Raw genomic sequence first — 24,015 nt, 5'->3', positions numbered from 1 at the left:
GGCGAAAAGCGGTGAAGATTACCCGTGATGGTGCCATTTACTGATAGAGTTTTTTTGTTTTTACGATTATAGTTATACTAGGAATTATTATGTCTACTGCCGTTTTGTATGAAAAATTTGTATAATTAACGTTCGTTTTTACCTAATAAGAATCGACAAACCCGGACGCCACAGATAAGGAGATATCAATGAGAATACTTATTGTTGACGACAATCCGACGAATGTCATTATCATTCGAGAAATTCTGAAAAAAGAGAACTATCGTGACATTGTAACGGCGAGTTCCGCCATGGAAATGTTCGAAGTGTTGGGAATTGGGGAGGAAAGCAACGAACTTCGTCCAAGACCGTCGGATATTGACCTGATTTTGTTAGATATGATGATGCCCGAGATGGACGGTATCGAAGCCTGCAGTATTGTGCAAAAATTTGAAAATTTGAAGGATATACCGATTATTATGGTGACTGCCATCGGAGACTCCAAGAAACTTGCCGAAGCATTGGATGCAGGTGCATCTGACTATGTGACCAAACCGATTAATAAAGTCGAACTGATGGCCAGAATTCGACTCGCACTTCGTTTGAAACAGGAGAAGGATTGGCATAAAGAGCGAGATCAACGTATTCAGGATGAACTCAAGTTGGCAGCAATGGTTCAAAATGCTGTATTAAGTCCGGCAATTAGGGACCCGTTGTTCCAAGTGCATGCCATCTATAAACCTTCTTTTGAGCTTGCAGGTGACTTGTATTCATGGTATCCGCTCGGGGAAGGGCGTTATGGTGTATTGTTGCTCGATATGATGGGACATGGGATATCTTCATCCCTGTTTACGATGTTTATCGCTTCTGTCTTGAAAGATACAGTGACCACCTACGTCGATCCAGAGAAGGTTATTCAGGAGTTGAACCGTCGCTTCAATCAGCTCCATTTAGGGAAACAATTGGTACAGTACTATTTCACCGCAATTTACCTGGTTGTGGATACACGGATGAAGCGTATTGATTATGTCAACGCAGGGCATCCGCCTGCGTTATTCTTCCAAGATGACGGCAGTGTCACTACTTTTGACAGCGTCTGCTGTCCTGTTGGTTTATTTGACAAAATGGATATTGAGCCACAAACGATCCATTATCAGGGCGATGGACATATTGCGCTTTATACAGATGGATTATTGGAAACTGTTCAGGGTGGACAGGAGGAACAACATGAATTCCTGGTCGAAAAACTGAGCGGTTCACATCAATGGAATGAAGATGCCATGCAGGCACTGTTTTTTGACGACGAGATTTCACAGGAACGTGATGATGACAAGTGTCTGGTCTGGATTACGCTGGAAAAAGGAGCGGATACTGAATGAAGATCAGAAATAAACTGCTGGTTGGATTTACCGCTCTGATGGCTATTTTGATCGTGCTCACGTTTGTGAGTTATGAACGGCTAAACAGCAGTAATCAACAGATTGATCAGATGTATCAGGAACGTTATCTCAAAGTACGGTTCACTTCAGCAGCGCGCGGAGAGGTTAATGACATTGCTAAAGTGCTGGCTAACTTGTTGTTGAATCCTAATAATTCGACTGCTGCTGCGGACGGTGACCTGAAAGACATGAAAGATCGGGGGGAGGGTTACCTCGCAGAGGTAAGAAACCGTGCGGACAGTGCACCTGAACATCAGTTGGTGGATCGTGTGAATACTGCATGGGGCGCGTATACAGACTATGCCACGAGACAGATTAGCCTGATGTCTCAAGGAAGGGTAGAAGATGCAAATAACTACCGCAATTCAACAGGGCTCGCGGTGCAGAAAGAAGCCGTAGATAGTTTGAATGCCCTCTCCCGATACCAGGATCAAGAGATTGATGCCGAGATCAAGAGCGCTAACGCTGCCTATACAAGAGCGGTGCAGATTACGATAAGCATCATGATTGCGGGATTGTTGCTTGCTCTGGGAGTGATCATGTGGGTACTGCCAAGCATCACTCGAGGTTTGAATACGGTATCCATGATGATTACCAGTTTCGGTAAAGGTCGTTACCGTACCATCCGGCGTATTCAGGTCAAATCCACTGACGAAATTGGTCAGATTGCCAGTGTTTTCAAAGATGTGTCCAGTGATCTGGAAGAAAAACTGGAAGTTGAGAAGGCTTACGTACAGGCTCAGCAGGATCAAAACTGGATGAACTCCAACATCGCAAGAGTTCCTGAGCTACTTCGTGGAATTGGCTCCATTCGTCAAATCTCACAAATGTTTATCAGCGAGTTCACACCGGTCCTTGGCGCTCAATTGGGGGTCGTCTATCTGATTGATGAGGAGAAACATCCCGACGAATTGAGACGTTACGGTGCATACGCATTCGAAGAGAACGAAGACGTTGGAAAGGAAATGTACCGAATCGGTGAAGGTCTGATTGGTCAGGCCGCACTGGATATGACGCCTATTATTCTGGAGAATACACCAGAGGATTATGTGCATATTGGATCAGCTTCAGGTTCAACACGTGCTGCAGGTATCATGATCTATCCTGTCGTGTTTGAAGATGAACTGATTGGTGTTGTTGAACTGGCTTCCTTTGAAGGGTTCACTGAACAGCATAAACAATTGTTTGCCCAACTGATCATGAACTTGGGTGTTATTTTGAACAACGTTCGTCGTCGTTTACGTGTTGAGGAACTGCTTCGTGAATCCCAGGCACTTACAGAGGAACTACAAGTTCAATCGGAAGAACTGCAGACACAACAGGAAGAACTGCGTCGCTCCAATGAGAATCTGGAGGAGCAGACAGAAGCACTTAAACGCTCGGAGGAATTGTTGCAGCGTCAGCAAGAAGAACTGGAGCATTACAACACGGAGCTTATTGCCAAAACGCGGGCACTTGAAGAGCAGGTACGTGAAGTTGAAGAGAAAAATGACGAAATTGAGAAAACAAAGACACAGTTGGAACAACAAGCTACGCAACTGTCGATGACAAGCAAGTATAAGTCCGAATTTTTGGCGAATATGTCACATGAACTTCGTACACCACTGAATAGTCTGCTCATTTTGTCTCAGCTATTGTCGGAGAACAAGGGTGGAAACCTGACTGATAAACAGCAGGAATATGCCCAAACCATCTACATGTCGGGTGCGGATCTGCTGAAGATGATTGATGAGATTCTGGACCTGTCCAAAGTGGATGCTGGTAAGATGGATATCAATTATGAGACGGTTCGAATGGAAGAGCTGACCAGCTTTGTTCAGCAAAACTTTGGACCGATGGCAAATAAAAAAGAGCTGAACTTGAACATCGAATTCGACAGCGACTTACCGGAATGGGTGTACACAGACAGTCATCGTGTCAAACAGATTTTGCGGAACTTGTTATCAAACGCATTTAAGTTTACCAATCGTGGTTCGGTTAGTCTGATTGGACGACGGATGAAACCGGAAGAACTCCCGGGATATATGAACACCAATCAGGAATATCTCGGATTCAGTGTGAAAGATACGGGCATTGGCATTCCTTCGGACAAGACGGATCTGATCTTTGAAGCATTCCAGCAGGTAGATGGGACCACAAGTCGCAAATACGGTGGAACTGGCCTGGGATTGTCCATTAGCAGGGAGCTGGCACGTTTGCTTGGTGGCGCAATACAGGTGGAATCTTCCGAAGGCGAGGGTAGCTGCTTTACCTTGTACCTGCCGGATAATCATGAAGAGGAAGCACTGGCGGAGGAAGGGGCTTCAAAAGAAGCAGCTGTATCCTCAGAGGAGCTTTATGAACAATCCTTCGAAACACGGACCATGCTCTCAAGTCATCAGTCCATCCTATCTCCTGATCCAGAGCGAAGCGTGGGTACAGATCTGTCTCCTAGCCATACTCCGGATGTCACGCAGATCGAAGATGATCGGGAGAATCTCATGGAAGGTGACAAAATCCTTCTTATCATTGAGGATGATGTGAACTTTGCACATATTTTGATGGATATGGCGAGAGGAAGAGGATTCAAAGCACTTGTTGCCCTTCAAGGGGATAAAGGTCTGGACATGGCCCGTCAGTATCTGCCGGATGCCATCATCCTTGATATTCAACTGCCTGTTATGGACGGTTGGACCATTCTGGGTGAACTGAAGAGCAGTTCGGCAACACGTCACATCCCGGTACATGTCATCTCAGTCATTGATGATATGAAGCAAGGTTTGATGATGGGCGCCATTGCGTATCTGAAAAAACCTTCAAGCAAGGATTCACTGGATAAGGCTTTCTCGCATATCAAATCCTATACCGAGAATCAGTTGAAACGACTGTTGATTGTGGAAGATGATGAAATTCAGCGTAAAGCCATTATTGAATTGATTGGTCATGACGATGTTGCAATTACGGCAGTATCCACAGGTAGCGAGGCATTGAATGAATTACACAGCCAGCGTTATGACTGCATGGTACTGGATCTGATGTTAACGGATATGACCGGTTTTGAGTTGCTCGACCAGATTCGGGATGATGAATATCTGAACGATCTGCCGATTATAATTTATACAGGCAAAGAACTGGATTCCAAGGAAGAAATGAAGCTGCGCAAATATGCGGAATCCATCATTATCAAGGATGTGAAGTCTCCGGAACGTCTGCTGGACGAAACCACATTGTTCCTGCACCGGGTTGAAGCCAATCTGCCGGAAGACAAGCGTCGCATCTTGCAGAAGTTACACAACAAGGAAACGTTGTTTGAAGGCAAAAAGATATTGCTTGTAGATGACGATATCCGTAATGTATTTGCTCTTTCAAGTGTCCTTGAAGGCTATCGAATGGATGTAACATTTGCAGAAAATGGCCGTGAGGCTCTGGAGATTTTAGAGAAAAATCCGGAATTTGATCTGGTACTGATGGATATGATGATGCCAGAAATGGATGGTTATGAAGCGATGACACGAATCAGACAGATCCCGCAGTTTGAAAAGTTGCCTATTATTGCGCTCACGGCGAAAGCCATGAAAGAGGATCGCGGCAAATGTATTGAGGCCGGAGCATCTGATTATGTGAAAAAACCGATCCAGACAGATCAATTGTTATCCTTAATGCGCGTATGGCTGTATTCGTAAGTTCATTATTCGTATGTTCATTGTTTGGGTAATGAAAGACAATACGACGAATACGCAAGTAACAAATGAAGAAGTGGAGAGAATTTATGACACCGTGGGAACCTACCGAGACGGGGGCAGATTTGGTCCGTATGCCGCAAGATGAAGAGCGCGAGCTGATCGAGATTGAGTTGCTGTTGGAAGGCATGCACCGTTTATATGGATATGATTTTAGAAACTATGCACTGCCGTCCCTGAAACGAAGAATCTGGCATCATGCACATGCTGAAGGTGTTAAGAGCATATCCGGCTTGCAGGAGCGCGTTCTTCATGACCGTTCCGCATTTGACCGTTTTGTACAGAACTTATCCATCCCTGTAACGGAAATGTTTCGAGATCCTTCGCTTTTCCGAATGTTTCGGGAAAAGATTATTCCTATCCTGAGAACCTACCCGTATATCCGAATATGGCATGCGGGTTGCTCTACCGGAGAGGAAGTCTATTCCATGGCCATCATGTTGCATGAGGAAGGACTGTATGACAAGGCGAGAATCTACGCAACGGATATGAATGATCGCTCTTTGCAACAGGCCAAAGAAGGCGTATACGGTATTGAGAAGATGAAACTATTTACTACAAATTATTTGGAGGCAGGGGGTACCAGAGCCTTCTCCGAGTACTATACAGCGAAATACAATTCGGTGATATTTCATCCTTTTTTAAGGAAGAACATCATTTTCGCCGAGCATAATCTGGCAACAGACCGGTCATTTAACGAGTTTAATGTTATCTTTTGCCGAAATGTCATGATTTATTTTAATGATGAACTGCGGAACCATGTGCATGGGCTGTTTCATGAGAGCTTGAGCCACTTTGGTATTTTGGTTCTAGGGTCGAAAGAATCGATACATTTTACAGAGTTCAGTGATACCTATGAGCCGTTAGACCGGACCGAAAAAATATACCGGAAGATCAAATAGGGGGTTAGGGTTAGCCATGGGGCTCAATGAACCAATCCACATATTATTGGTAGATGACCGCCCTGAGAACTTGCTTGCTCTTGAAGCAGTTCTGGAATCGGAACAATATAAACTCGTTAAGGCAACTTCTGGAGAAGAGGCACTCCGCTGTCTGCTAAAAGACGAATTTGCGGTTATCGTTCTCGATGTGCAGATGCCTGGAATGGACGGAATTGAGACAGCAAAATTAATTAAGGCACGGGACAAGTCCAAGGATGTGCCGATTATATTCATCTCTGCGAATAGCAGAGAAGCGGAGCATTTGTTTGCCGGATATTCAGCCGGGGCTATTGATTACATGGTTAAACCATTTATTCCTCAGATTTTGAAATCCAAAATCGAGGGATTTGTAGAGATGTTTATCACCAATAAACGACTGAAGACTCAGACGATGCTGCTTCACCAGAAGACACAGGAATTGGAGAAGATGAATCAACAACTCATTCAGGCCAAGGAAGAAGCGGAGATTGCAGCGAATGCGAAGACCGAATTCCTGGCGATGATGAGCCATGAGATTCGTACCCCGATGAACGGTGTCATCGGTATGGTGGATCTGCTGATGGAGACGGAACTGAAGGACGATCAGAAAGAATACGCAGACATCGTTCGTCGCAGTGCAGATGCACTCGTCACGGTCATCAACGACATTCTCGACTTCACCAAAATGGAATCCGGCAAAATGGAACTGGAAGAGCATCCTTTTGAAATCGTCTCCTGTATCCGTGAAGTGCTGGGATTATTCGCTGCTGAAACAGGCAAAAAGAATCTGGAACTGGATTATTTCCTGGAAGATTCTGTTCCTGAATTAATTTACGGAGACATGGCGAGGTTGCGTCAGGTTCTGTTGAATCTTATTGCCAATGCGATTAAATTTACTGATCACGGTGGAGTGTATCTGATCGTGTCTGTTAAGGAAGAAAAGGATGGACACCTGGCATTGGAGTTTGCTGTTAAAGACACCGGGATAGGTATCGCTTCAGACAAAGTTGACCGCCTGTTTCAGCCGTTTTCCCAGCTGGATACATCAATGACACGTAAATACGGTGGAACTGGCTTGGGATTGGCAATCTGCAAGACTCTGGTTGAAATGATGGGTGGACAGATCTATCTGGATACAACAGAGCAACGGGGAGCGACGTTTGTATTTACCATTCAGGCAAAACGCTATGTCGAAACTGAACTGGTCCAGAGGAGTGGGGAAGAGAATCTAACGGATGTAAAGAATGAGAATAAATATCCAACGGTATTAATTGTGGATGATCATCCGATTAACCAGAAGTTGATGTCGATTATGCTCGGTAAACTTGGGTTGCTCTCAGACATTGCTGAAGATGGGCAGAGCGCACTCGATATGGTGAAGGGTAGCCCATCTCCCTATGACTATGTGTTCATGGATCTGCAGATGCCTGTTATGGACGGTTTGGAATGTACACGGCGGATTCGAGAAAGCCTGTCCCCGTCCGATCAGCCGGTCATTATAGCTATGACTGCGAACGTGATGGAAGGTATTCAGCAACGCTGTATGGCTGCAGGTATGGATGATTATATTAGTAAACCAGTCAAAATGGGCAATGTAAAACAGAAAATATCCCAGTTTCAGAAACAACGACAAAGGCTAAATTCAGGCCCTTCTGCTATGAATCAGGCCAATTGAAACAATTTCCAAACTCCTTTTTGTTTCACTCGTGCTGAAGTTGGGTTATTAGGTAAGGAAACCATTGATCAGGAGAGAGATGTCTAATGAATACAAACAAAAATGAAAAATTTAATGCAAGAACCGAAACACAGGACGGCGTGTGCACGGTGTATCTGACTGGCGAACTGGATTTGTCGGTTGCTCCTGACTTCCGCTTGGTGATGGAGCCGCTGGTGGATAACAAGGAACAGGATCTCGTGATCAACATGAAAGAACTGAAGTATATCGATAGTACAGGGATTGGTATCCTGTTATCTGTTTTGAAGGCAAGACATGGAATGGAAGCTCGCTTCGAAGTACAGGAAGTTCCTGCGCAAATTCAGAAACTTTTTGACATGACGGGCATCGCCAAATTCTTTGTCACTCAGAAGAATTCCCAATAGGAAAGGATCGAAAAAGGAATGAATGCAGAAGTTCAAAGAGTCACCCTTAATTTACCGGCGACAGCTGATTACGTTGATATTGTTAGACTCAATCTCTATGGAGTAGCATCAAAAATGGGATTTTCTTATGAAGACATTGAGGATATGAAAGTTGCTGTATCCGAGGCCTGTAACAACTCTGTACTGTATGCCTACTCACACGAAGGCGGCATGGTTGAAGTTGTATTCGAAGTGGATGGCGATACATTGTCCATTACTGTCAAGGACGAAGGTGCAAGCTTCGAGAACATGAACCCTGCTGTGTCACGTGCTGGTCTTCACGACAAAGAATTGACAGAAGCACAGATTGGCGGACTCGGGTTCTACCTGATGCAAGCCTTGATGGACGATGTCAGTGTGGAAAGTGAGACGGGCAAAGGTACGAAAGTAGTACTCGTAAAACGTCTTGCAAGAAGTGAGGAGAAAGTATGAATGAAAAAGTGACTCCCCCAGAGTCCATGTCTGAAGCTATTGGTTTGATCTGGGAATACCAGCAGACCCAAGATAATGAAATTGCAACAGTTCTCATCCGTAAATATGAACCGATGGTTAAGATGGCAGCAGGTAAAATTGCTCGGAATCGCCCCGATCTATACGAAGATCTGTATCAGACCGGGCAGATGGCCTTGATTCGTTTGCTTAAGCAATACGATATCAACCTGGGTATTCCGTTTGAACCATATGCCATGAAAAGCATGATTGGTCATATGAAGAACTATTTGCGAGACAAATCCTGGTATATTCAGGTGCCCCGGAGAATTAAGGAAAAGGGAGCACTTGTGCAACATGCCATTGATGAGTTAACCGTGAAGCTGGAGCGCTCACCCGGTGTGAACGAAATTGCTGAATACCTTGATTTGACTGCAGAAGAGACGATTGAAGTTCTGGCTGGTCGGGAATGTTATCACTATGTGTCACTGGATTCTCCTCTATCTCAGGATGACAGTGCAGCAACATTAGGTGAACTGATCAGTGCGGATGTTAATGACTATGATTCGGTCGAAAAACGGATGGACTTGCAACAGGCATTGGGACAATTAAAGGAACAAGAGCAGCAGGTACTTATTCTAGCCTTTCAGGATGGCCAATCTCAGCGGGCAATTGCCCAGAAGCTTGGTGTTTCACAGATGAGCGTATCTCGTATTCAGAAGCGAGCTACAGAGAAATTGAAACAGATCATGTCGAATGCTTCAATGTTATGAAAAATGGAACCCTAATGTTGTTGAGTACGGCATAAATAAGGACACGTCATTGCACTGAAATGCATACGTGTCCTTTTTGGGATCAAAAAAGGTAATTGTGCAATGAACGAACATAAGTGCAGGAGTGGATAAAGTGATTGTGAACCAAATCAAGTTGGAACGTCGCCGTGACAAGTTATCTTGTTCGGACCATTGGCAATGGTGGGATTGGGTTGCACCCGACAACAACAGCATGAACGATGCATTGGAGGAACTGTCAGAGGCATTTCCGGACATGCAGTATTGGCTTCACAAAATTCCGGAAGTGGAATCGAATTATTTGTCCGTCCGTTTTGTGAACGGTACAGAGCCGGTCATATTTGGTTCCTTGTTATATGCGATCAAGAATGAGAGAGATGACCAACGTCAAGATAATAAGATGTTTTTCTACGTCGATCGCAATCATCTGGTTACTTTGAATATGGATGACAACACACGAGGGATTATGAAGACAGATGAACGTGCTCATATGTTACAGCAATGTAGCGAGGCCAGGGATGGGATGTTTGTACTTTTTCGAGCTATACTGCATTACTACCATGTGGGAATGGATCATTTTGAGATGAACCTGCGTGATCTGGAACGGAAGATGGAATCCCGCAATGCTCGCACCTTGATGGACCAGATTCTCGCCGCTCGATTTGAATTATTGTATTGGAGTAATCTGTTCATCCCTTACTCGGAACTGATGGCCGCTTCACATGAGGCTTACCTTGATGAAATCAATGAAAATCGATACTTCCAACAGCTCCAACATCGCGTAGAGCGAATGGAACGATTGTTTAGACACTACGAGAAAGAGATCGATACATTAATCTCTATTGATAATGCGATCTCCGGTGTGCGTGGGAATGAGATCATGAAAACACTGACCATTGTCACCGCTGTGTTCATACCCGCCACGGCTGCCGGCGCGATATGGGGAATGAACTTTGAGAACCTGCCCTTTATCGATAAATCATGGGGAGTTGTTCTGGTCCTTGTTGCCATTATCCTAAGCATGATTGGCATGTACGTATGGCTGATGATGAAAGGATGGACAGGGGATCTGCTCAAAGTGAAATCCTCACAGCCTTCAGCTGAAGAGATTGAGAAAAAAGGAGAAACGGAAAAACGTAAGGGATAGCTTGCGGTCGGTTAGTCTCCTTATTTCTTGTAATCTTCAATATAGCCAAGCAAGTCAGCAATATATTGACCGACAATCGGCATATTGACGAATTGGCTGAGAATGAATGCGAGCAGACCCAGAACAACAAAGGTACCTACGGTCAGACCGAGCCCTCGTGCCATACCTGCTGTGAAGTTGGTAATAATCCGCTTTTTGGGACTGCTGTAATTCTCAATAATATCTTTGATCTGTGCTCTCTCCAGACTGTCCGCAATCTGGTCCAGACGTGTGTTCAATCGCTTTACCTCGTGTCGCAATTCAAAAGGATGATCGCTTGTATCGTACTGCTGTGCCGGTGTTCCCCCCGTAATTGGAGTATTACCGTTAATTGTAACTTTACTCATAATTATTCCCCCTCAACTCGCATTGGATAAAAAATAGCCAGCTGGAGTGCAGCTGGCTATTGGTCACTCGATCTATATCGCCTTACAGGCTAGTCGAGTTAAGTTCTTTACGTGCATCTTCCTTCGCTTCTACGGAAGCGGCAGCCACTTCTTCAGATGCACGGGATGCTTCGTTAGCCACATCCGCGGATGCTTTTCTCACAGATTCCATGACATCATTGCGTCCTTGGTTTACTGTTTTTGCAATGTCGGAAGTTTTGGATGAGACCGTTTTAGCCAGTTCGGATGCTCTATCACCTACAACCGTTGCAACTTCTTTCGTGCGGTCAGTAACCATGCCTACTTTCTCGGAAAGGTCACCACGCAATTCTCGTCCCGGTTTAGGCGCAAAGAGTAGGGCCGCAGCCGCTCCCAGCAAACCTCCGATGAAAATCCCTTTGGCGAAAGTCGAACCCGTCTGTACAGGATATTGCTCTTCTGCTTTATTCATGTCTAATCACTCCTTCTTCAAATTAAGAAACAAATACGAAACAACGAACACCTTGTTGCCCGAATCAGGCAGCCTGTCTTAGCAGTCTGGACACAAGCCCCAGCAAGAAAACAAAGAGCGCTGTACCAATGATGGCAGGGATGATGGCAAAGTTACCGATAACGGGTCCCCAGTTACCAAGCAAAAGTGCTCCCAGCCAGGCTCCGGCAAATCCGGCAATCATTGCACCGATTATGCCTCCAGGCATGTTGTGACCGGCAAGTGCATCTCCGATCAAACCGATGATGACAGCCATCACAATGCTGATAATGATGCCCCACATAACAACCGCCTCCTTTAAACTTGATGTAGGATGTTGTCTGTTCGCGTTTGCTTACTTCGTATATAAACGCCGTGCAACCCTGTGAAACAATAAAGGTGAGGATGAATGAACTGGAAATCAGAGGAATTCCTTCTTTAGTGACTTTGTTTAATACCTTTAATAATGCAGAAGATCCATGCCAATCCAGCGGCAAATCCCGTAAATACATCCGTAGGATAATGTACGCCGAGCATGATGCGGCTCAGGCCAATCAAGAAAATAAAAATGATGCCGCATAGAACAGGAAGCCACATACTAGAAGAGTTGTGTCGCTGTTGCTCAATGGCCCAGATTACAAAGAGCATGCCGTAGAAGCCCATGGAGATCATGGCATGTCCGCTGGGAAAGCTGTACCCATGAACGACCAGCAGATGATCCAGTTCAGGTCTGCTTCGTCTGAAAAATTCTTTCAATAACGTGTTCAGGATCCACATCATGGCAAAACTTCCCGTGATCGCATATCCATATATAACAAACCTTGGGCTGCGTTGTATGAAGAAAAGAAGGGCGAACCCTCCTGCGGCTACAGCAGAGATTTTGAATGAGCCCAGCGCGGTTATGAATGCAGTGTAAGGCAATAGATACAGACGTGAATCCGAATTCAGATAAAATAATTGCTGAATTTCAGCATCCAGACGAATAATAGAATCATCGCCCAACCAGGCACCCAGACCTGCCATGATGAATACGACCGAAGCACTGATAGCCATACCAGCCAAACTCCAATTGAAGAGGGGGCGTAACGACATGCCAGAGGTCGAACCTGATGAGAATGGTGTAGACATTTTGCGTGGCATAGTGAGTTTCTCCTTCATTATGGTAGTCATGAACATAGATGATTAAGCTATACCCGAAATGCATGTCGAAAAAACTGTAAAAACGTCGCTTTTGTACTATACTATTTAAGATATCCCATGCGGCGTCGTGACGCAAAGCAGAGATGAAATCGGGAGCACAAAGGAGAGAACTCGCATGGAGAGTGCCTTGTTAATTAAAGAATACCGTGCAGGCGTCATGGAATGCGCCCATTACGGACACATAAGTATTACGGATGAGAATGGCCGAATCGTATACTCGGCTGGCGACCCTCATTTTAGAGCGTTCACTCGCTCATCTGCCAAACCTTTTCAAGCTATTCCAGGAATCCGGGCAGGGATCGTCAGTCACTATGGCCTATCTGCACAGGAGATTGCCATTATGTCCTCTTCGCATCGTTCGGAGCCGGAACACATTCGGGTGCTGGAGCAGTTATCCGGTAAAATCGGACTGGGTGAAGAGTGCCTGATCTGTGCACCAAGCTACCCGCTTAATGAAGAAAGCCGTAATCAATGGATACGTGGACAAGGAGAGAAACGCCGCATCTTGCATAACTGCTCCGGAAAACATCTGGGAATTCTGGGGTACAGTCAGATGAAGCAGGTTGATTTGGGCAGTTACGCTGAATCGGATCACCCCGTACAACGTGAAATTCTCGAAACGTTTGCCGACCTGGCAGGTATTGAGGAAAAAGAGATTAAGCTTGGGACGGATGGCTGCGGCTTTCCGGTATTTTCTTTGCCGTTATCAGCATTGTCGAACGCCTATCTGAAGCTCGCTTGTCCGGATCTTATCGCCGATCCTTCTACAAGAACAGCTGTAGAGACGATTACATCAGCCATGAATGAACATCCGTTAATGGTAGGGGGCACAGAGCGTGTAGATTCAGTACTGCTGGAAGACGATAACATTGTCGCAAAAGGTGGATTCAAAGGGGTATTCGGTTTTGGTCTGAAAAAAGAACGATTGGGAATCACCTTCAAGGTACTTGATGGTTCCGAGGAAGAGTGGGCCTTCATTACCCAATCCATCCTGAAACAGATCGGTTATTCCAATGAGAGAACCCTTGCACGATTGGCTGAAGTGTTCCCTTCCGACATCCGTAATGATGAGGGTACCCTTGTAGGTCATGCAGATAGCGAGTTCATTCTCCACTCACTTGAAGATAGCGTATAACCTTAAGAAGGGGCGTGATTAGAGTTGCCGGACCCCGGGTAAAGATGACATACCAACTGGTATTTATCTAAACAATTCATATACACGCATGGACTGCCGCAGTAATGTGGCAGCTCTAAACCCCTGGAGGTGGATGAACATGATTAAAGTGGTGACATCGGAAGAAAGGCACACGTCGGATCGAGGTTGGATACACAGTGAATTCAGCTTTTCCTTTGCGGATTATGATGATCCAAGCAACGCCCATTTTGGCTGTCTGCTGGCTCATAATGAAAACACGCTGATGCCGCAAGAAGGCTTTAAGAAACATCCACATCATGATCTTGAGCTTGTCAGTTATGTCATATCAGGTACACTCAAACATACGGATAGTATGGGAACAGAACAATTGCTTGAACCGGGTACAGTCCAGGTGATGAGTGCAGGTACGGGAGTGGAACATTCCGAGACCAATCCGTCAGCGGATGAACCGGTACGATTTCTTCAGATGTGGTTTTTGCCATCGGAGCGTATGCTGAAACCATCCTATACGAATCGGAAAATAGAGCCACAGGAGCCTTTGAATCGTTTATGTCCGATTGTATCCGGGCAAGGGGGCGAGGGAACCGAAGGCGCATTGCCTATTTCCCAGGATGTAACCTGTTACCTGTCCCATTTGGAGTCTGGGAAGAAGTTGATGTACCCGCAACATGAAGAGCGACGGACACATCTTTTCCTGATCAGTGGACATGTGGAGATTCTTTGCTCGGACGGTAACTTCAGCCTGAAGCCGGGGGATGCTGCACGAATTCGTAAAAGCTGCGATCTGCAAATTACGAGTACAGACAGTGAACCTGCCGAATTTGTTCTGGTTGATCTGCCTTAAGGATCAGATGTACTTCCTAATAACGATAGTCTTGAAACAAAAATAGGGGAAAAGGACCTGTTGCCACGTTGATGTGGAAGACAGGTCCTTTTTTTGCTTGCTTGGACTAGGATTTACGAAGCTTACCCAGTTCAGAAGCGACAGCTTCCACTTCGGAGATACTGAGATGTTCCTTGCCCAAAATCATTTCATACAGGTCAAACAGATCTTCATATTTCTCAAGTGGGAATGACGAAGCTTGCATGGCAGCACCGCTTGCCATACGCAGTTTGGTTTTGATCGCTTCAATCATATATTCCATATTGGCTGCTGTTGCTTGTGTTAAATCCATCGTTAAATTCATCCCTTCCGTATCGGAAACTCTTGTTATTGTATCATGATTGGAAGTGCACAGGCCAATGCTTTTGCGGGGAAACCAAGCATCGGTTACAATGATGGATACAACAACCGGTTTTCATGGAAAACAGAGTGTACTGGAGGGAATACAGCTTGGCAGCGTATAAGCGAGAAATGGTTCGCCATCAAGGAAGGGAAGTCCGCAAAGGCGTGCCTGCAGAGAATCTGATTTTATTTTTCGAAAATATCCTCAAACTTCACGCTCTAGATGAAATCACGTTTGTCTGCATCGGAACCGATCGTTCCACCGGGGATGCCCTGGGCCCGCTGACAGGGAGTATCCTGCAAGAGAATGGAATAGGTAACGTGATAGGCACGCTGTCTTCCCCTTGTGATGCAGACACGCTGGAGAGGAAATTAGCACTCATTCCTGCACACCATGCCATCATAGCGATCGATGCGTGTCTGGGTCCCAAGCATGCCGTAGGTACATATTATCTCTCGAACAACCCACTCATTCCAGCTCAATCGGTTGGAGGGAAGCTCCCTCCTGTCGGACAATACAGTCTGGCAGCTGTGGTTAATGCCAATGGACCAAGGCCTTATTCCATATTGCAGATGACCTCGCTTCACTCGGTCATGGAGATGTCCCGAACGATTGCAGACGCCGCAATTGAAGCATGGAAATGGAGACAAACGTTTCATTCATGAGATGTAGGCTTAATAATATACAACCTGAATTATTTAATTCGCGCAGAGAGAGGGATTCATATGGAAAAAGTGATGTGTGATGGAACGACGATTTGTTATGCCGAACAAGGTAAGGGAGAAGCACTCATTTTGCTCCACGGATACTGTGGCAGTTCATCGTATTGGGATGAGGTCGTACCTGAACTGGCACGCAGCTATCGCTGTATCGTACCTGATCTGCGTGGACACGGGAAAACAGATGCACCTGTAGGAAGTTATACCATCGAACAGATGGGCAACGATGTATTACAGTTAATGGATGAGTTGAATGTGGAAAAGGCTGTCCTTCTGGGACACTCGATGGGGGGATATATTGCGCTCTCGATCGCACAACGTCACCCTGAGCGTTTGAATGCATTTGGCCTGATTCATTCCACAGCCTACCCGGACAGTGAAGAAGCCAAAGAGAAACGCCTTCGTGCCGTCTCCACCATCCAAACGGAAGGTATCGTGAATTTTGTAGATGGACTGGTTCCTGGCTTATTTGCACCGGAACATGTTGAGTCGTTATCCACGCACGTAACACGCGTGAAGGAAATTGGTTATCAGACCGCGCCTCAAGGTGCTGTTGGTGCTGCTCTTGCTATGCGTGAACGCCCGGATCGCCGCGATGTACTATCCGCCACTCCTTTACCTGTATTGCTGGTAGCAGGAGAGAAGGATGCTGTTATTCCGCCAGAACGTACATTTACAAGTGACAAGCCGCATATCGTGCAAGCTGTTATCCCGGGTGCGGGTCATATGAGCATGTATGAAGCTCCTGAAGAATTAATTCAGGTCATTAAGCAATTTATGGCTGGATTATCGAAGTAATCAATGAAGTGATTTATGTTAATTTCATTAAATATAGTTGGGTACTGGATAGTCTTAATTCCTTTTGGAGAATTACCGGTTCCCATATCATTCGAACCCCTGCAACGTCCTTTTGGGATAAGCAGGGGTTTTTGTCTATTCCATGGCCAGAGTAAAGACATGTGTCTTGTTTTTGGCTTTTTGTCATGGCATGAATTAAAATAACTACAATAGGACGTTATGAGAGCGATTGAATGGATAAGGTCGAATGATGAGGGGGCATACAGCATGTTCAGAAAAGATTATCTGCTCCGCATGATGGAGGAAATGACTGAAGCAATAGGTAAAGTGTTCACGCTCAAACAGCAACGTAAGCACACCGAGGCATTGTCTGAACTGGATGAGCTGATGCGCAGGCAGTTTGGGCTAAACTTGTCTTTGCTGAACTCGTTGCCAGCTGAGGATGTTATTGAAATGTTCCGTTTTCGTGGAATGATTGAAGTGGACAATCTGCAGCACGCCGCCAGGCTGATTGAAGAAGAAGCCTATATTTATCAAGAGAAGGCCAAAGTGGAAGGTATAGAGGATCAGGAGAGAATGGACGCAGAGGATGAGGCTGTCATCCGATTGATGAGATCACTTCATTTTTACCTGTATGCATTGAATCATGGCGCTAATCCCCGGTTATTAAATGCACCGGAACGGGTGGCGGGTGTATTGGAGCTTACCAAAGAATATGAACTTCCTGCCCGGACCGAAAGACAGCTTGCCATCTATCGTGAGCAACAAGGGCGTTACGACCAGGCAGAGAACAGTTGGTACAGGCTGCTCCAGCTTGGTGCTGAATTCCCGGTGAGCTACCGAGATGATGTACAGGCATTCTATGAAAGGTTGAGCCAACTCACGGATGAACAGCTGGAGCAGGGCGGTCTGCCACGGAACGAAGTTGAAGAGGGACTAACCGAACTAAGTCGTCAAGAGATGAACTCATAAAATATGGATTGCATCAAGGCTTGTTACCTGCCTTCACTTGGAGAGGGAACGGAAGTGTGGTATGGTAACGGTTGACCAAACCAAACCGAAAGTGAGATGTACCCCGTGGATTCATTGCGAAAGCTTATACAAGACATCTTTGAACAGAATTCGCTGATTACAGCGACCTGGAGCCAGCTGCGCAGACGGGACAATGTCTCGTATACCAAAGTGCAAGTCAAGCCGGTGACACTGAAGAATCAGCTGCATTATCAATTTGCATTTCATTATAACAACAAAGTGCTGCACGAGAATTTGACTCCGGCTGAAGCGGCAGAGCGCATGACTTTGCTATGCGAAGAGACGTTTCGTCAAGGCCTGCTCTGTACTACCGATGCAGACTATCAAATTTTGATCAGCAAAAAATATAAAGTATCGATTCTGACTAAATCGGCTTCCAAAACTGCGGTGGATCTGTCGCATAATCGCAAGAAGCAATATGTATTGGAAGAGGGAGTACCCGTATCGTTCCTTGTTGAACTTGGCATTATGAACGAAGAAGGTCGTGTGCTGGCCCGCAAGTATGACAAGTTCAGACAGATTAACCGTTTCCTCGAAATGGTGCAGGATGTCATTCCGCATCTGCCGGAGGGACGTCCACTTACCATTGTTGATTTTGGTTGTGGCAAGTCTTATCTGACTTTTGCGTTATATCACTATCTGTCTGTACAACAACGGCGTTCACTACAAATTATTGGGTTGGACTTGAAGGCAGATGTCATTGAACACTGTAATGATCTAGCTAATCGATTGCATTATGGTGATCTGAAGTTTCTGGTTGGAGACATCGCGGACTACGATGAATTGAATGAAGTGGATATGGTTGTAACACTGCATGCCTGTGATACAGCTACCGATGCTGCTTTGGAGAAAGCGGTTCGATGGGGGGCTTCTGTTATTCTGTCTGTTCCTTGCTGTCAGCATGAACTGTTCGACCAAGTAGAGGCTTCCGTGATGAATCCGTTGTTGTCCCATGGCATCCTCAAGGAACGTTTCTCCGCACTGGCTACGGATGGAATTCGCGCCAAATTGCTTGATCTAATGGGATACAAGACACAATTACTTGAATTCATCGATATGGAGAATACACCTAAAAACATATTGATACGTGCTGTTCGCGGTCAGGCGGGTGAAGTGTCAGAGATGTGGAACGAATATACGGCTTTCCGTGATTTCATTCATGCCGATCCATATTTGGAGCGGGCTTGTTCGGATTTGCTCCCTGATGATGGCAAGCAGGTTATTGGGAAATCAAAATCGAACAAAGAAACCGTCCAGGATTCCACGAATTGTGACATTTGCTAAGTGTGCCGATGCCAATCCAGGGACATACTGCAATTAGGGTCCTTGAATGTAAAGTTCAATATTATGCACATACGTTGTAGCAGGCAACACCATAACTGTCAGTTATGTATCAGACAGAAGGACCCCTTATCGGGATCTTCTGTCTTTTTGTTATGCGTATCGAGCGCTGGAAGGAAGGAGGGTGGATAAGGATGAAGAATAGGGCGATAGATAAGGGAGTTGTAAGGTATAAACGAGGGTATGCGGCGAGAGAGGAACTTATGGAACGGGCGTTTGAGGGGATTCACCACGCAAATGATAAAGAATATGTAGATAACAAGGATATAGATAATGGGGGCAGTAGGGACGGTAGAGGCAGTAGGATCTGTAGAGACAGTACATATAATAGGGAAGAGACATACAACGAAGATGATATGTATAAAAAAGATGCTACATACCGTACAAATAGAGTTATGCAAACGGAGGGGTCAGGCAGTTCTTCTCGAAGTTTGAGATGTGAACATTATTCAGGGTCGGGATGGACTTGGTCAGTGGGCATACTCTCCATTGTCTTGCTGCTCGCAGCATGTCTGAGTCGAGGACTGTATTATTCAGTGGAACTGTACCCTGTTATTCTGATCGCAGCAGGAAGCAGTTTGATTATGATTGTGATAGTGCTATTTCTTACAGTCTTTCGTCTGCAGAAGGCGAGTGAACGGATACCCATGTCATTGGTACATCGGCAGAGGAACATGGGACGAATGGTTGAGAAAGTATTTCGATTGCAGGAGATTTGGCGGGTATTGTTGCCGCTAGTGATGATGACATGTTTTGGGCTACACGCATGGACAGGCTCGGTGAGTAGACAGGGCAGTATGGATGAGATGCTGCGTTGGAGCCTGCTTGCGCTGTTTACGCTGCTCACCGCAATACTGGCTGCGCGCACGGATGGTGCGCGTTGGTTGGCTTGCGGTTGGCAGATGGCCGGCGGCTTGCTTGTGCTAAGCGGCATTCTTGCCGTGTGCGGAGTATTGCCGCTGCCCTTCGGGGTAATGCGGACTGCTGACCCCGAGATCAGCTCCGCCGGAGCACGGCTCGGCGGATTATTGCAGTACCCTAATGCGTACGGTGCCCTTGTTGGCATGTACGTATTGGAGCGGCTGTCCGCCGCCGCGCGAGTCTTGGCCCGGCCTGTGCCGGCCGGGCGACTCATCGCGGCAGTGCTGCCGCTCATGCCCGCGCAAGCCGCGCTCCTGCTGAGCGAGTCGCGCGGCGCTTGGCTGGCGACCGGCTGCGCCGCGGTCGCCGCCTTTGCTGTGCAGCGGCGCGGTGCCCGCCTGCCGCTGCTGCTGGCCATGGCCGCGCCACTAGCGTGCGCGGCCTGGCTGTACCGCCAGCTGGCTGCTGCCCAGCTGGCGCCTGCACCCGTGCCCGGCCTGCTGGCACTGGCCGGGGCATGGGCAGCTGCGCTGCTCGGCACGCTGCTGCTGTGCCGCCTATGGCACAGCGGCGCCGCTGCCCTGACGGCCATCGTGCTGGCGGAAGCCACCGCCGCCCTGATGGCCGTGGCCTCCACCGCCGATCGCCTAGCGGCAGGTGTCAGCACGGGGGTATCCCGCCTGCAGATGTGGCGGGATGCCCTCCAGCTGTGGACCGAGGCCGCATGGCTTGGCCACGGGGGAGACACATGGCGCAACATGTTCCGCGCCATTCAATCCTCGCCATATGTCGGAGGCGAGGTCCACAACGGCTTGCTTGATCTCGCCCTGGACACGGGCATGATCGGCATCCTGCTTGTCGCAGGGTGGTTTCTCCTCACCCTGCGAAGCACCTTTTATTTTGCACCGCAGCTTATGCCAGCAGTGCTTGTTTTTGGCCTGCATGGGGCGATGGACTTTGACTGGAGCTTCACCTTATTCTGGATGCTTTTTATTTGGCTTGGTTCTTGGGCATCCGCATTGAAGACCGAAGCAGTGAAAGGCAAGCAATTGGGTGGAACTGCGGAATACACACCTTTCAGATCTGAATCCATATCCAAATCCATATCCAAATTCAGATCCAGAGCCAGAACTGTTTTTTTTCAATCTTTATCAACTCAATTCAGCCTATCAACTATCCCGATGCGTACCTTCTTTCGTATACTTCAGCGAGTGATTGCTCGGTTAATAAGGGCATCCGCAGTGATGATCATCCTTTTCTGGCTAGGTGGAACAATGTGGCTGACCTCCCGCTTCGCCGTAGCAGAATTGCAGTACCGTCAGGCGATGACTGAACCGGAGGGAACTTCAGCACACAAGATGCATCTTATGGCTGCTTTTCAATCAAATCCGAATCGAACCGACATCATAATAACGCTTGCACGATCTCTCCCGGGGCAAGAAGCAACATCACTACTTCTGAACAGCTTGTCCCTTTCCCCGATGCAGCCTCAGAGTTACATCGAATTGGGACGATTGGCTGCCCAATTCGGCAAAGGGCAGCAGGCTGGAACATATTTTGAACAAGCGATCGCATTGAACCGGTATGATGGCAATGGTCAATCCGTCGCTTTGTATTGGATGGAACAGGCAGCGCGGCGGGAATGGAAGGCAGGATATAGAGAACGAGCCCGAGAGACTGCCGCCGCTGGTGTACAGATGTATGAACGGTATCAACTGCTGGCTGAGGAAGTGAAAGCAGGGGGGGATCGCAATGATCGCCATTTTTTACTGGAAGAACATGCTCCAGGCTATGGAGAGAACCTGCGCAGGCTTGCGGGGGCTTCTTCTCCTCCATTTTCTCCAGAGTTGACCAAGCGTAGCCCTTGACTCACTGGTGAATAGTGACGCTGACCCGAGCGATATAACAATGGATGTCAGCGTCTCTAAAGTCTCTAAAATCTGTAAATTCTGAAATCTAAACTGGCTGCCTCGCGGGGATGGTATACGTTTTTCTAAGGAACACAGGATGTCTTATTTGGCCTTTAGCTGCTCCTTTTAATTTGTAAGGAACTTCAGACACGCTATTTCCACAAATCTCCTGACAGATACCCTATAATAGGCCGAAAATTCCGATATAACATGTTTCAGATTCCTTAAATTTCTGAGAGTGTTTCAAATCCTTGAATAAGTCGCCTCAGATTCGTTATCGCTCGTGGGCTTGAGCATAAGCATGAGCATGAACATGTAAAGATACTGCCAGCTTTTTTCACAGCATCGTTTATGTTCACACTCGCTGTTCCTGTTCATGCACTAAGCGTTGTTCAAACTCCCAGCGTTGTTCAAACCCACTATTTATGTTCGCACTCTCTATTAGGCTCATATTCTCAGCTTTGTTGCACTCCCTGTTAAGGCTCATACTCCAAGGTTGTTCACACTCCGTGGTGTTCATTGGCTCCATGCTCCGTTCCAACCGTAACCGTACCCCTAACCCAGTAGACATCTCCTGACTCCACCTATAAGAGAAGTTTTTTATTCCTGCATTTCTACAGGCGATATCCGCCAAATGCATGCTGAAACGCATCTTTTAATGGTTCGACCTCTACTTCCCACAGCGCGGCAATTTCTGCACTGACATCCGAGTTCCACCACTCACATAATTTCTTGCGGTTGTCGCGATTTTCCCCAATCCAGATCAGATTCGCAATTACCTTACTGTAATAATATTCTTCCGCCTGCTTCATCCGTTCGGGAGAGACATATACCTTTAGCCTTTTGGCTGTCCGGTACAATTCCTTGCTGCATGCCCTGCGAATTCCCCTGGCGGAAGGAAGATTTTGACCGGATTGCGTATGTTTGACCGGCGGAGAACCGGGTATTGACTTGTGTGACATCTTCTCACGCTCCTCTCCCCATACCATATGCGGAGTGCTGCGAACGGGACACTATCCCAACCTCTTGAAGTAGCAACGTATACAGGCCTGTGATAAAATAGGGACGAACATCCATGGTGCGGAGGGGCACCGCCAATCAGGATGGAGAAAGAGGGTTGAGATGGACTTTATTCATAACCTTGTCGGCCAATTGTTCGATTGGATTCAAAGTCTCGGGTACTTTGGAATCATGCTTGGATTAATGTTAGAAGTTATTCCGAGCGAAATTGTGCTGGCGTATGGAGGGTTTCTCGTTTCACAAGGTAATATCAACTTCTTCGGTGCTATGATTTTTGGTACGGTGGGCGGTGTGGTTGCCCAGTTATTTATTTACTGGATTGGCCGTTATGGCGGCAGACCTGTACTGGAACGCTTCGGTAAATACATACTCATCCAGAAAAAACACATCGACCATTCCGAGGAGTGGTTTCGCAAGTATGGTGCAGGTGTCATTTTCACGGCGCGTTTTGTTCCGGTGGTAAGGCATGCCATCTCCATCCCGGCTGGCATCACAAAAATGCACGTAGGTAAATTCATTTTGCTTACTACACTCGCTGTTATACCTTGGACTGCATTGTTTATATATTTAGGGATGATCCTTGGAGATCAATGGAAGCATATTGATGAGAAAGCGGCGCCATATGTTATGCCTATTTTGCTTGTCGCTCTCGCCCTTATGATCGTTTATGTACTTATTAAATGGATGAATGCTCGCAAAAAGAAAGGAAGTGTCTAGTTATGGGTAAACCCAACTTGTCTCACAAATTCGGTAAAGGTCTGCCACCGAAGGAATTTATCGAAAGTATGACCAAGAACCAAAGTGAATTCCAGGCCAACTATGATAGCTTTACTTGGTCGAACGAAGAGGATCGTGAGTTCTTTGAAAGCCTGAACCATCGCGACGACCTGCGTGTGTTAATTCTGGCTGCTGACTGGTGCGGGGATGTTGTCCGTAATATTCCGGTTGTATTCCAGGCGCTTGAAATCTCAGGAATTCCAACTGAAGTTCTGATTATGGAGCACCATCCTGAAGTGATGGATGAGTTCCTGACGATGGGTGGCCGTTCCGTGCCAGTCGTTATTTTTGCAGATACAGGTGGTCATGTGCTTGGTCAGTGGGGACCTCGTCCGCAGCATGTACAGGAAGTCATGGTTGAATTCAAACGCCTTAATCCGGATCGTGAAGCAGCAGATTATCAAGAGAATTTGGCTGTAGCGCGTCAAGAGATTGGTAAACGTTATGGGGAAGGAACGGAGTCACATGCGGCCATTATCCGTGAGCTGCGTGAACTGATTTCGGGTTACTAAGCCGAT

Annotated in this window: 23 protein-coding genes; 17 read left to right on the top strand and 6 right to left on the bottom strand. The window is 46.7% G+C overall.

From position 1 onward, the window contains the following. Nucleotides 1–188 precede the first annotated feature (188 nt). The 8 genes from NLBNIHML_RS12530 to NLBNIHML_RS12495 all read left to right on the top strand — a co-directional run bounded on the left by NLBNIHML_RS12530 (nt 189) and on the right by NLBNIHML_RS12495 (nt 10,563). Nucleotides 189–1,358 (top strand): PP2C family protein-serine/threonine phosphatase, encoded by a 1,170-nt coding sequence (locus tag NLBNIHML_RS12530; protein WP_339257408.1) that lies wholly within the window; start codon nt 189–191, stop codon nt 1,356–1,358. Further along, nucleotides 1,355–5,080: a response regulator gene (locus NLBNIHML_RS12525; protein WP_494354477.1), complete on the top strand. Its 3,726-nt coding sequence runs from the start codon at nt 1,355–1,357 to the stop codon at nt 5,078–5,080. Before NLBNIHML_RS12530 ends, NLBNIHML_RS12525 begins: the two co-directional genes overlap by 4 nt. Before the next feature lie 86 nt (nt 5,081–5,166). Next, nucleotides 5,167–6,039: a CheR family methyltransferase gene (locus NLBNIHML_RS12520; protein ID WP_017692270.1), complete on the top strand. Its 873-nt coding sequence runs from the start codon at nt 5,167–5,169 to the stop codon at nt 6,037–6,039. A gap of 16 nt (nt 6,040–6,055) precedes the next feature. Then, complete coding sequence (locus tag NLBNIHML_RS12515; protein WP_494354476.1) at nt 6,056–7,732, top strand: response regulator; 1,677 nt, start codon at nt 6,056–6,058, stop codon at nt 7,730–7,732. An 86-nt stretch (nt 7,733–7,818) separates the two neighbouring features. After that, entirely contained in the window at nt 7,819–8,157 is a 339-nt protein-coding gene (locus NLBNIHML_RS12510; RefSeq protein ID WP_036606989.1) for an STAS domain-containing protein, read from the top strand. Nucleotides 8,158–8,175: 18 nt separating this feature from the next. Then, nucleotides 8,176–8,628 carry an anti-sigma B factor RsbW gene (gene rsbW, locus NLBNIHML_RS12505; RefSeq protein WP_339237721.1) on the top strand — a complete coding sequence of 151 codons (453 nt, stop codon included), beginning with the start codon at nt 8,176–8,178 and terminating at the stop codon, nt 8,626–8,628. Further along, nucleotides 8,625–9,398 (top strand): sigma-70 family RNA polymerase sigma factor, encoded by a 774-nt coding sequence (locus tag NLBNIHML_RS12500; RefSeq protein WP_047841571.1) that lies wholly within the window; start codon nt 8,625–8,627, stop codon nt 9,396–9,398. Before rsbW ends, NLBNIHML_RS12500 begins: the two co-directional genes overlap by 4 nt. Before the next feature lie 139 nt (nt 9,399–9,537). Then, nucleotides 9,538–10,563, top strand: a complete 1,026-nt coding sequence (locus tag NLBNIHML_RS12495) for a magnesium transporter CorA family protein (protein ID WP_494354701.1) — start codon at nt 9,538–9,540, stop codon at nt 10,561–10,563. A gap of 20 nt (nt 10,564–10,583) precedes the next feature. Here the strand turns inward: NLBNIHML_RS12495 and NLBNIHML_RS12490 are convergent, their stop codons facing one another. The 4 genes from NLBNIHML_RS12490 to NLBNIHML_RS12475 form a co-directional block, all read right to left on the bottom strand. Next, nucleotides 10,584–10,949: a DUF5665 domain-containing protein gene (locus NLBNIHML_RS12490; RefSeq protein ID WP_339257403.1), complete on the bottom strand. Its 366-nt coding sequence runs from the start codon at nt 10,947–10,949 to the stop codon at nt 10,584–10,586. Between the two features lie 82 nt (nt 10,950–11,031). Next, nucleotides 11,032–11,439, bottom strand: coding sequence for a YtxH domain-containing protein (locus NLBNIHML_RS12485; protein WP_074096444.1), 408 nt, complete (start codon nt 11,437–11,439; stop codon nt 11,032–11,034). 64 nt (nt 11,440–11,503) lie between these two features. Continuing rightward, complete coding sequence (locus tag NLBNIHML_RS12480; RefSeq protein WP_017692278.1) at nt 11,504–11,761, bottom strand: GlsB/YeaQ/YmgE family stress response membrane protein; 258 nt, start codon at nt 11,759–11,761, stop codon at nt 11,504–11,506. 134 nt (nt 11,762–11,895) lie between these two features. After that, nucleotides 11,896–12,597, bottom strand: coding sequence for a phosphatase PAP2 family protein (locus NLBNIHML_RS12475; protein ID WP_494354475.1), 702 nt, complete (start codon nt 12,595–12,597; stop codon nt 11,896–11,898). A 175-nt stretch (nt 12,598–12,772) separates the two neighbouring features. Here NLBNIHML_RS12475 and NLBNIHML_RS12470 point away from each other — a divergent pair, with 175 nt between their 5' ends. Next, complete coding sequence (locus NLBNIHML_RS12470; protein WP_494354474.1) at nt 12,773–13,792, top strand: asparaginase; 1,020 nt, start codon at nt 12,773–12,775, stop codon at nt 13,790–13,792. Between the two features lie 139 nt (nt 13,793–13,931). Beyond that, nucleotides 13,932–14,657: a pirin family protein gene (locus NLBNIHML_RS12465; protein ID WP_339237711.1), complete on the top strand. Its 726-nt coding sequence runs from the start codon at nt 13,932–13,934 to the stop codon at nt 14,655–14,657. 106 nt (nt 14,658–14,763) lie between these two features. Here the strand turns inward: NLBNIHML_RS12465 and NLBNIHML_RS12460 are convergent, their stop codons facing one another. Further along, entirely contained in the window at nt 14,764–14,988 is a 225-nt protein-coding gene (locus tag NLBNIHML_RS12460; RefSeq protein ID WP_253440906.1) for a DUF1128 domain-containing protein, read from the bottom strand. 158 nt (nt 14,989–15,146) lie between these two features. Here NLBNIHML_RS12460 and yyaC point away from each other — a divergent pair, with 158 nt between their 5' ends. From yyaC to NLBNIHML_RS12435, 5 genes are all read left to right on the top strand, one after another. Beyond that, the gene (gene yyaC, locus NLBNIHML_RS12455) at nt 15,147–15,704 is read left to right on the top strand and encodes a spore protease YyaC (RefSeq protein WP_339237705.1); all 558 of its coding nucleotides are present in this window, start codon (nt 15,147–15,149) and stop codon (nt 15,702–15,704) included. A 60-nt stretch (nt 15,705–15,764) separates the two neighbouring features. Further along, complete coding sequence (locus NLBNIHML_RS12450; RefSeq protein WP_494354473.1) at nt 15,765–16,556, top strand: alpha/beta fold hydrolase; 792 nt, start codon at nt 15,765–15,767, stop codon at nt 16,554–16,556. A gap of 267 nt (nt 16,557–16,823) precedes the next feature. Beyond that, nucleotides 16,824–17,528 carry a DUF6483 family protein gene (locus tag NLBNIHML_RS12445; RefSeq protein WP_494354472.1) on the top strand — a complete coding sequence of 235 codons (705 nt, stop codon included), beginning with the start codon at nt 16,824–16,826 and terminating at the stop codon, nt 17,526–17,528. 96 nt (nt 17,529–17,624) lie between these two features. Then, complete coding sequence (locus tag NLBNIHML_RS12440) at nt 17,625–18,872, top strand: class I SAM-dependent methyltransferase (RefSeq protein ID WP_339237698.1); 1,248 nt, start codon at nt 17,625–17,627, stop codon at nt 18,870–18,872. A 191-nt stretch (nt 18,873–19,063) separates the two neighbouring features. Then, nucleotides 19,064–21,658 carry an O-antigen ligase family protein gene (locus NLBNIHML_RS12435; RefSeq protein ID WP_494354471.1) on the top strand — a complete coding sequence of 865 codons (2,595 nt, stop codon included), beginning with the start codon at nt 19,064–19,066 and terminating at the stop codon, nt 21,656–21,658. A 656-nt stretch (nt 21,659–22,314) separates the two neighbouring features. Here NLBNIHML_RS12435 and NLBNIHML_RS12430 read toward each other — a convergent pair. Further along, entirely contained in the window at nt 22,315–22,662 is a 348-nt protein-coding gene (locus tag NLBNIHML_RS12430) for a dehydrogenase (RefSeq protein ID WP_494354470.1), read from the bottom strand. Between the two features lie 160 nt (nt 22,663–22,822). On the opposite strand from NLBNIHML_RS12430, the gene uptA reads away from it, so the two are divergent. Both uptA and NLBNIHML_RS12420 read left to right on the top strand, forming a co-directional pair. Beyond that, a complete protein-coding gene (gene uptA, locus NLBNIHML_RS12425) occupies nt 22,823–23,437 on the top strand; it encodes an undecaprenyl phosphate transporter UptA (protein WP_339237691.1) in 615 nt (204 codons plus the stop codon). A 2-nt stretch (nt 23,438–23,439) separates the two neighbouring features. Further along, nucleotides 23,440–24,009, top strand: coding sequence for a thioredoxin family protein (locus tag NLBNIHML_RS12420; protein WP_339237689.1), 570 nt, complete (start codon nt 23,440–23,442; stop codon nt 24,007–24,009). Nucleotides 24,010–24,015: the final 6 nt, after the last annotated feature.

The sequence above is a fragment of the Paenibacillus sp. JNU01 genome (assembly GCF_059130585.1).
The sequence above is the reverse complement of the archived record's forward strand: the minus strand, read 5'-3'. Positions and strand labels throughout refer to the sequence as shown.

Coding starts and splice junctions, on each gene's coding strand:
- NLBNIHML_RS12530 (WP_339257408.1), top strand. CDS start 189: ATGAGAATACTTATTGTTGACGACAATCCGACGAATGTCATTATCATT.
- NLBNIHML_RS12525 (WP_494354477.1), top strand. CDS start 1,355: ATGAAGATCAGAAATAAACTGCTGGTTGGATTTACCGCTCTGATGGCT.
- NLBNIHML_RS12520 (WP_017692270.1), top strand. CDS start 5,167: ATGACACCGTGGGAACCTACCGAGACGGGGGCAGATTTGGTCCGTATG.
- NLBNIHML_RS12515 (WP_494354476.1), top strand. CDS start 6,056: ATGGGGCTCAATGAACCAATCCACATATTATTGGTAGATGACCGCCCT.
- NLBNIHML_RS12510 (WP_036606989.1), top strand. CDS start 7,819: ATGAATACAAACAAAAATGAAAAATTTAATGCAAGAACCGAAACACAG.
- rsbW (WP_339237721.1), top strand. CDS start 8,176: ATGAATGCAGAAGTTCAAAGAGTCACCCTTAATTTACCGGCGACAGCT.
- NLBNIHML_RS12500 (WP_047841571.1), top strand. CDS start 8,625: ATGAATGAAAAAGTGACTCCCCCAGAGTCCATGTCTGAAGCTATTGGT.
- NLBNIHML_RS12490 (WP_339257403.1), bottom strand. CDS start 10,949: ATGAGTAAAGTTACAATTAACGGTAATACTCCAATTACGGGGGGAACA.
- NLBNIHML_RS12485 (WP_074096444.1), bottom strand. CDS start 11,439: ATGAATAAAGCAGAAGAGCAATATCCTGTACAGACGGGTTCGACTTTC.
- NLBNIHML_RS12480 (WP_017692278.1), bottom strand. CDS start 11,761: ATGTGGGGCATCATTATCAGCATTGTGATGGCTGTCATCATCGGTTTG.
- NLBNIHML_RS12475 (WP_494354475.1), bottom strand. CDS start 12,597: ATGCCACGCAAAATGTCTACACCATTCTCATCAGGTTCGACCTCTGGC.
- NLBNIHML_RS12470 (WP_494354474.1), top strand. CDS start 12,773: ATGGAGAGTGCCTTGTTAATTAAAGAATACCGTGCAGGCGTCATGGAA.
- NLBNIHML_RS12465 (WP_339237711.1), top strand. CDS start 13,932: ATGATTAAAGTGGTGACATCGGAAGAAAGGCACACGTCGGATCGAGGT.
- NLBNIHML_RS12460 (WP_253440906.1), bottom strand. CDS start 14,988: ATGGATTTAACACAAGCAACAGCAGCCAATATGGAATATATGATTGAA.
- NLBNIHML_RS12450 (WP_494354473.1), top strand. CDS start 15,765: ATGGAAAAAGTGATGTGTGATGGAACGACGATTTGTTATGCCGAACAA.
- NLBNIHML_RS12445 (WP_494354472.1), top strand. CDS start 16,824: ATGTTCAGAAAAGATTATCTGCTCCGCATGATGGAGGAAATGACTGAA.
- NLBNIHML_RS12440 (WP_339237698.1), top strand. CDS start 17,625: ATGTACCCCGTGGATTCATTGCGAAAGCTTATACAAGACATCTTTGAA.
- NLBNIHML_RS12435 (WP_494354471.1), top strand. CDS start 19,064: ATGAAGAATAGGGCGATAGATAAGGGAGTTGTAAGGTATAAACGAGGG.
- NLBNIHML_RS12430 (WP_494354470.1), bottom strand. CDS start 22,662: ATGTCACACAAGTCAATACCCGGTTCTCCGCCGGTCAAACATACGCAA.
- uptA (WP_339237691.1), top strand. CDS start 22,823: ATGGACTTTATTCATAACCTTGTCGGCCAATTGTTCGATTGGATTCAA.
- NLBNIHML_RS12420 (WP_339237689.1), top strand. CDS start 23,440: ATGGGTAAACCCAACTTGTCTCACAAATTCGGTAAAGGTCTGCCACCG.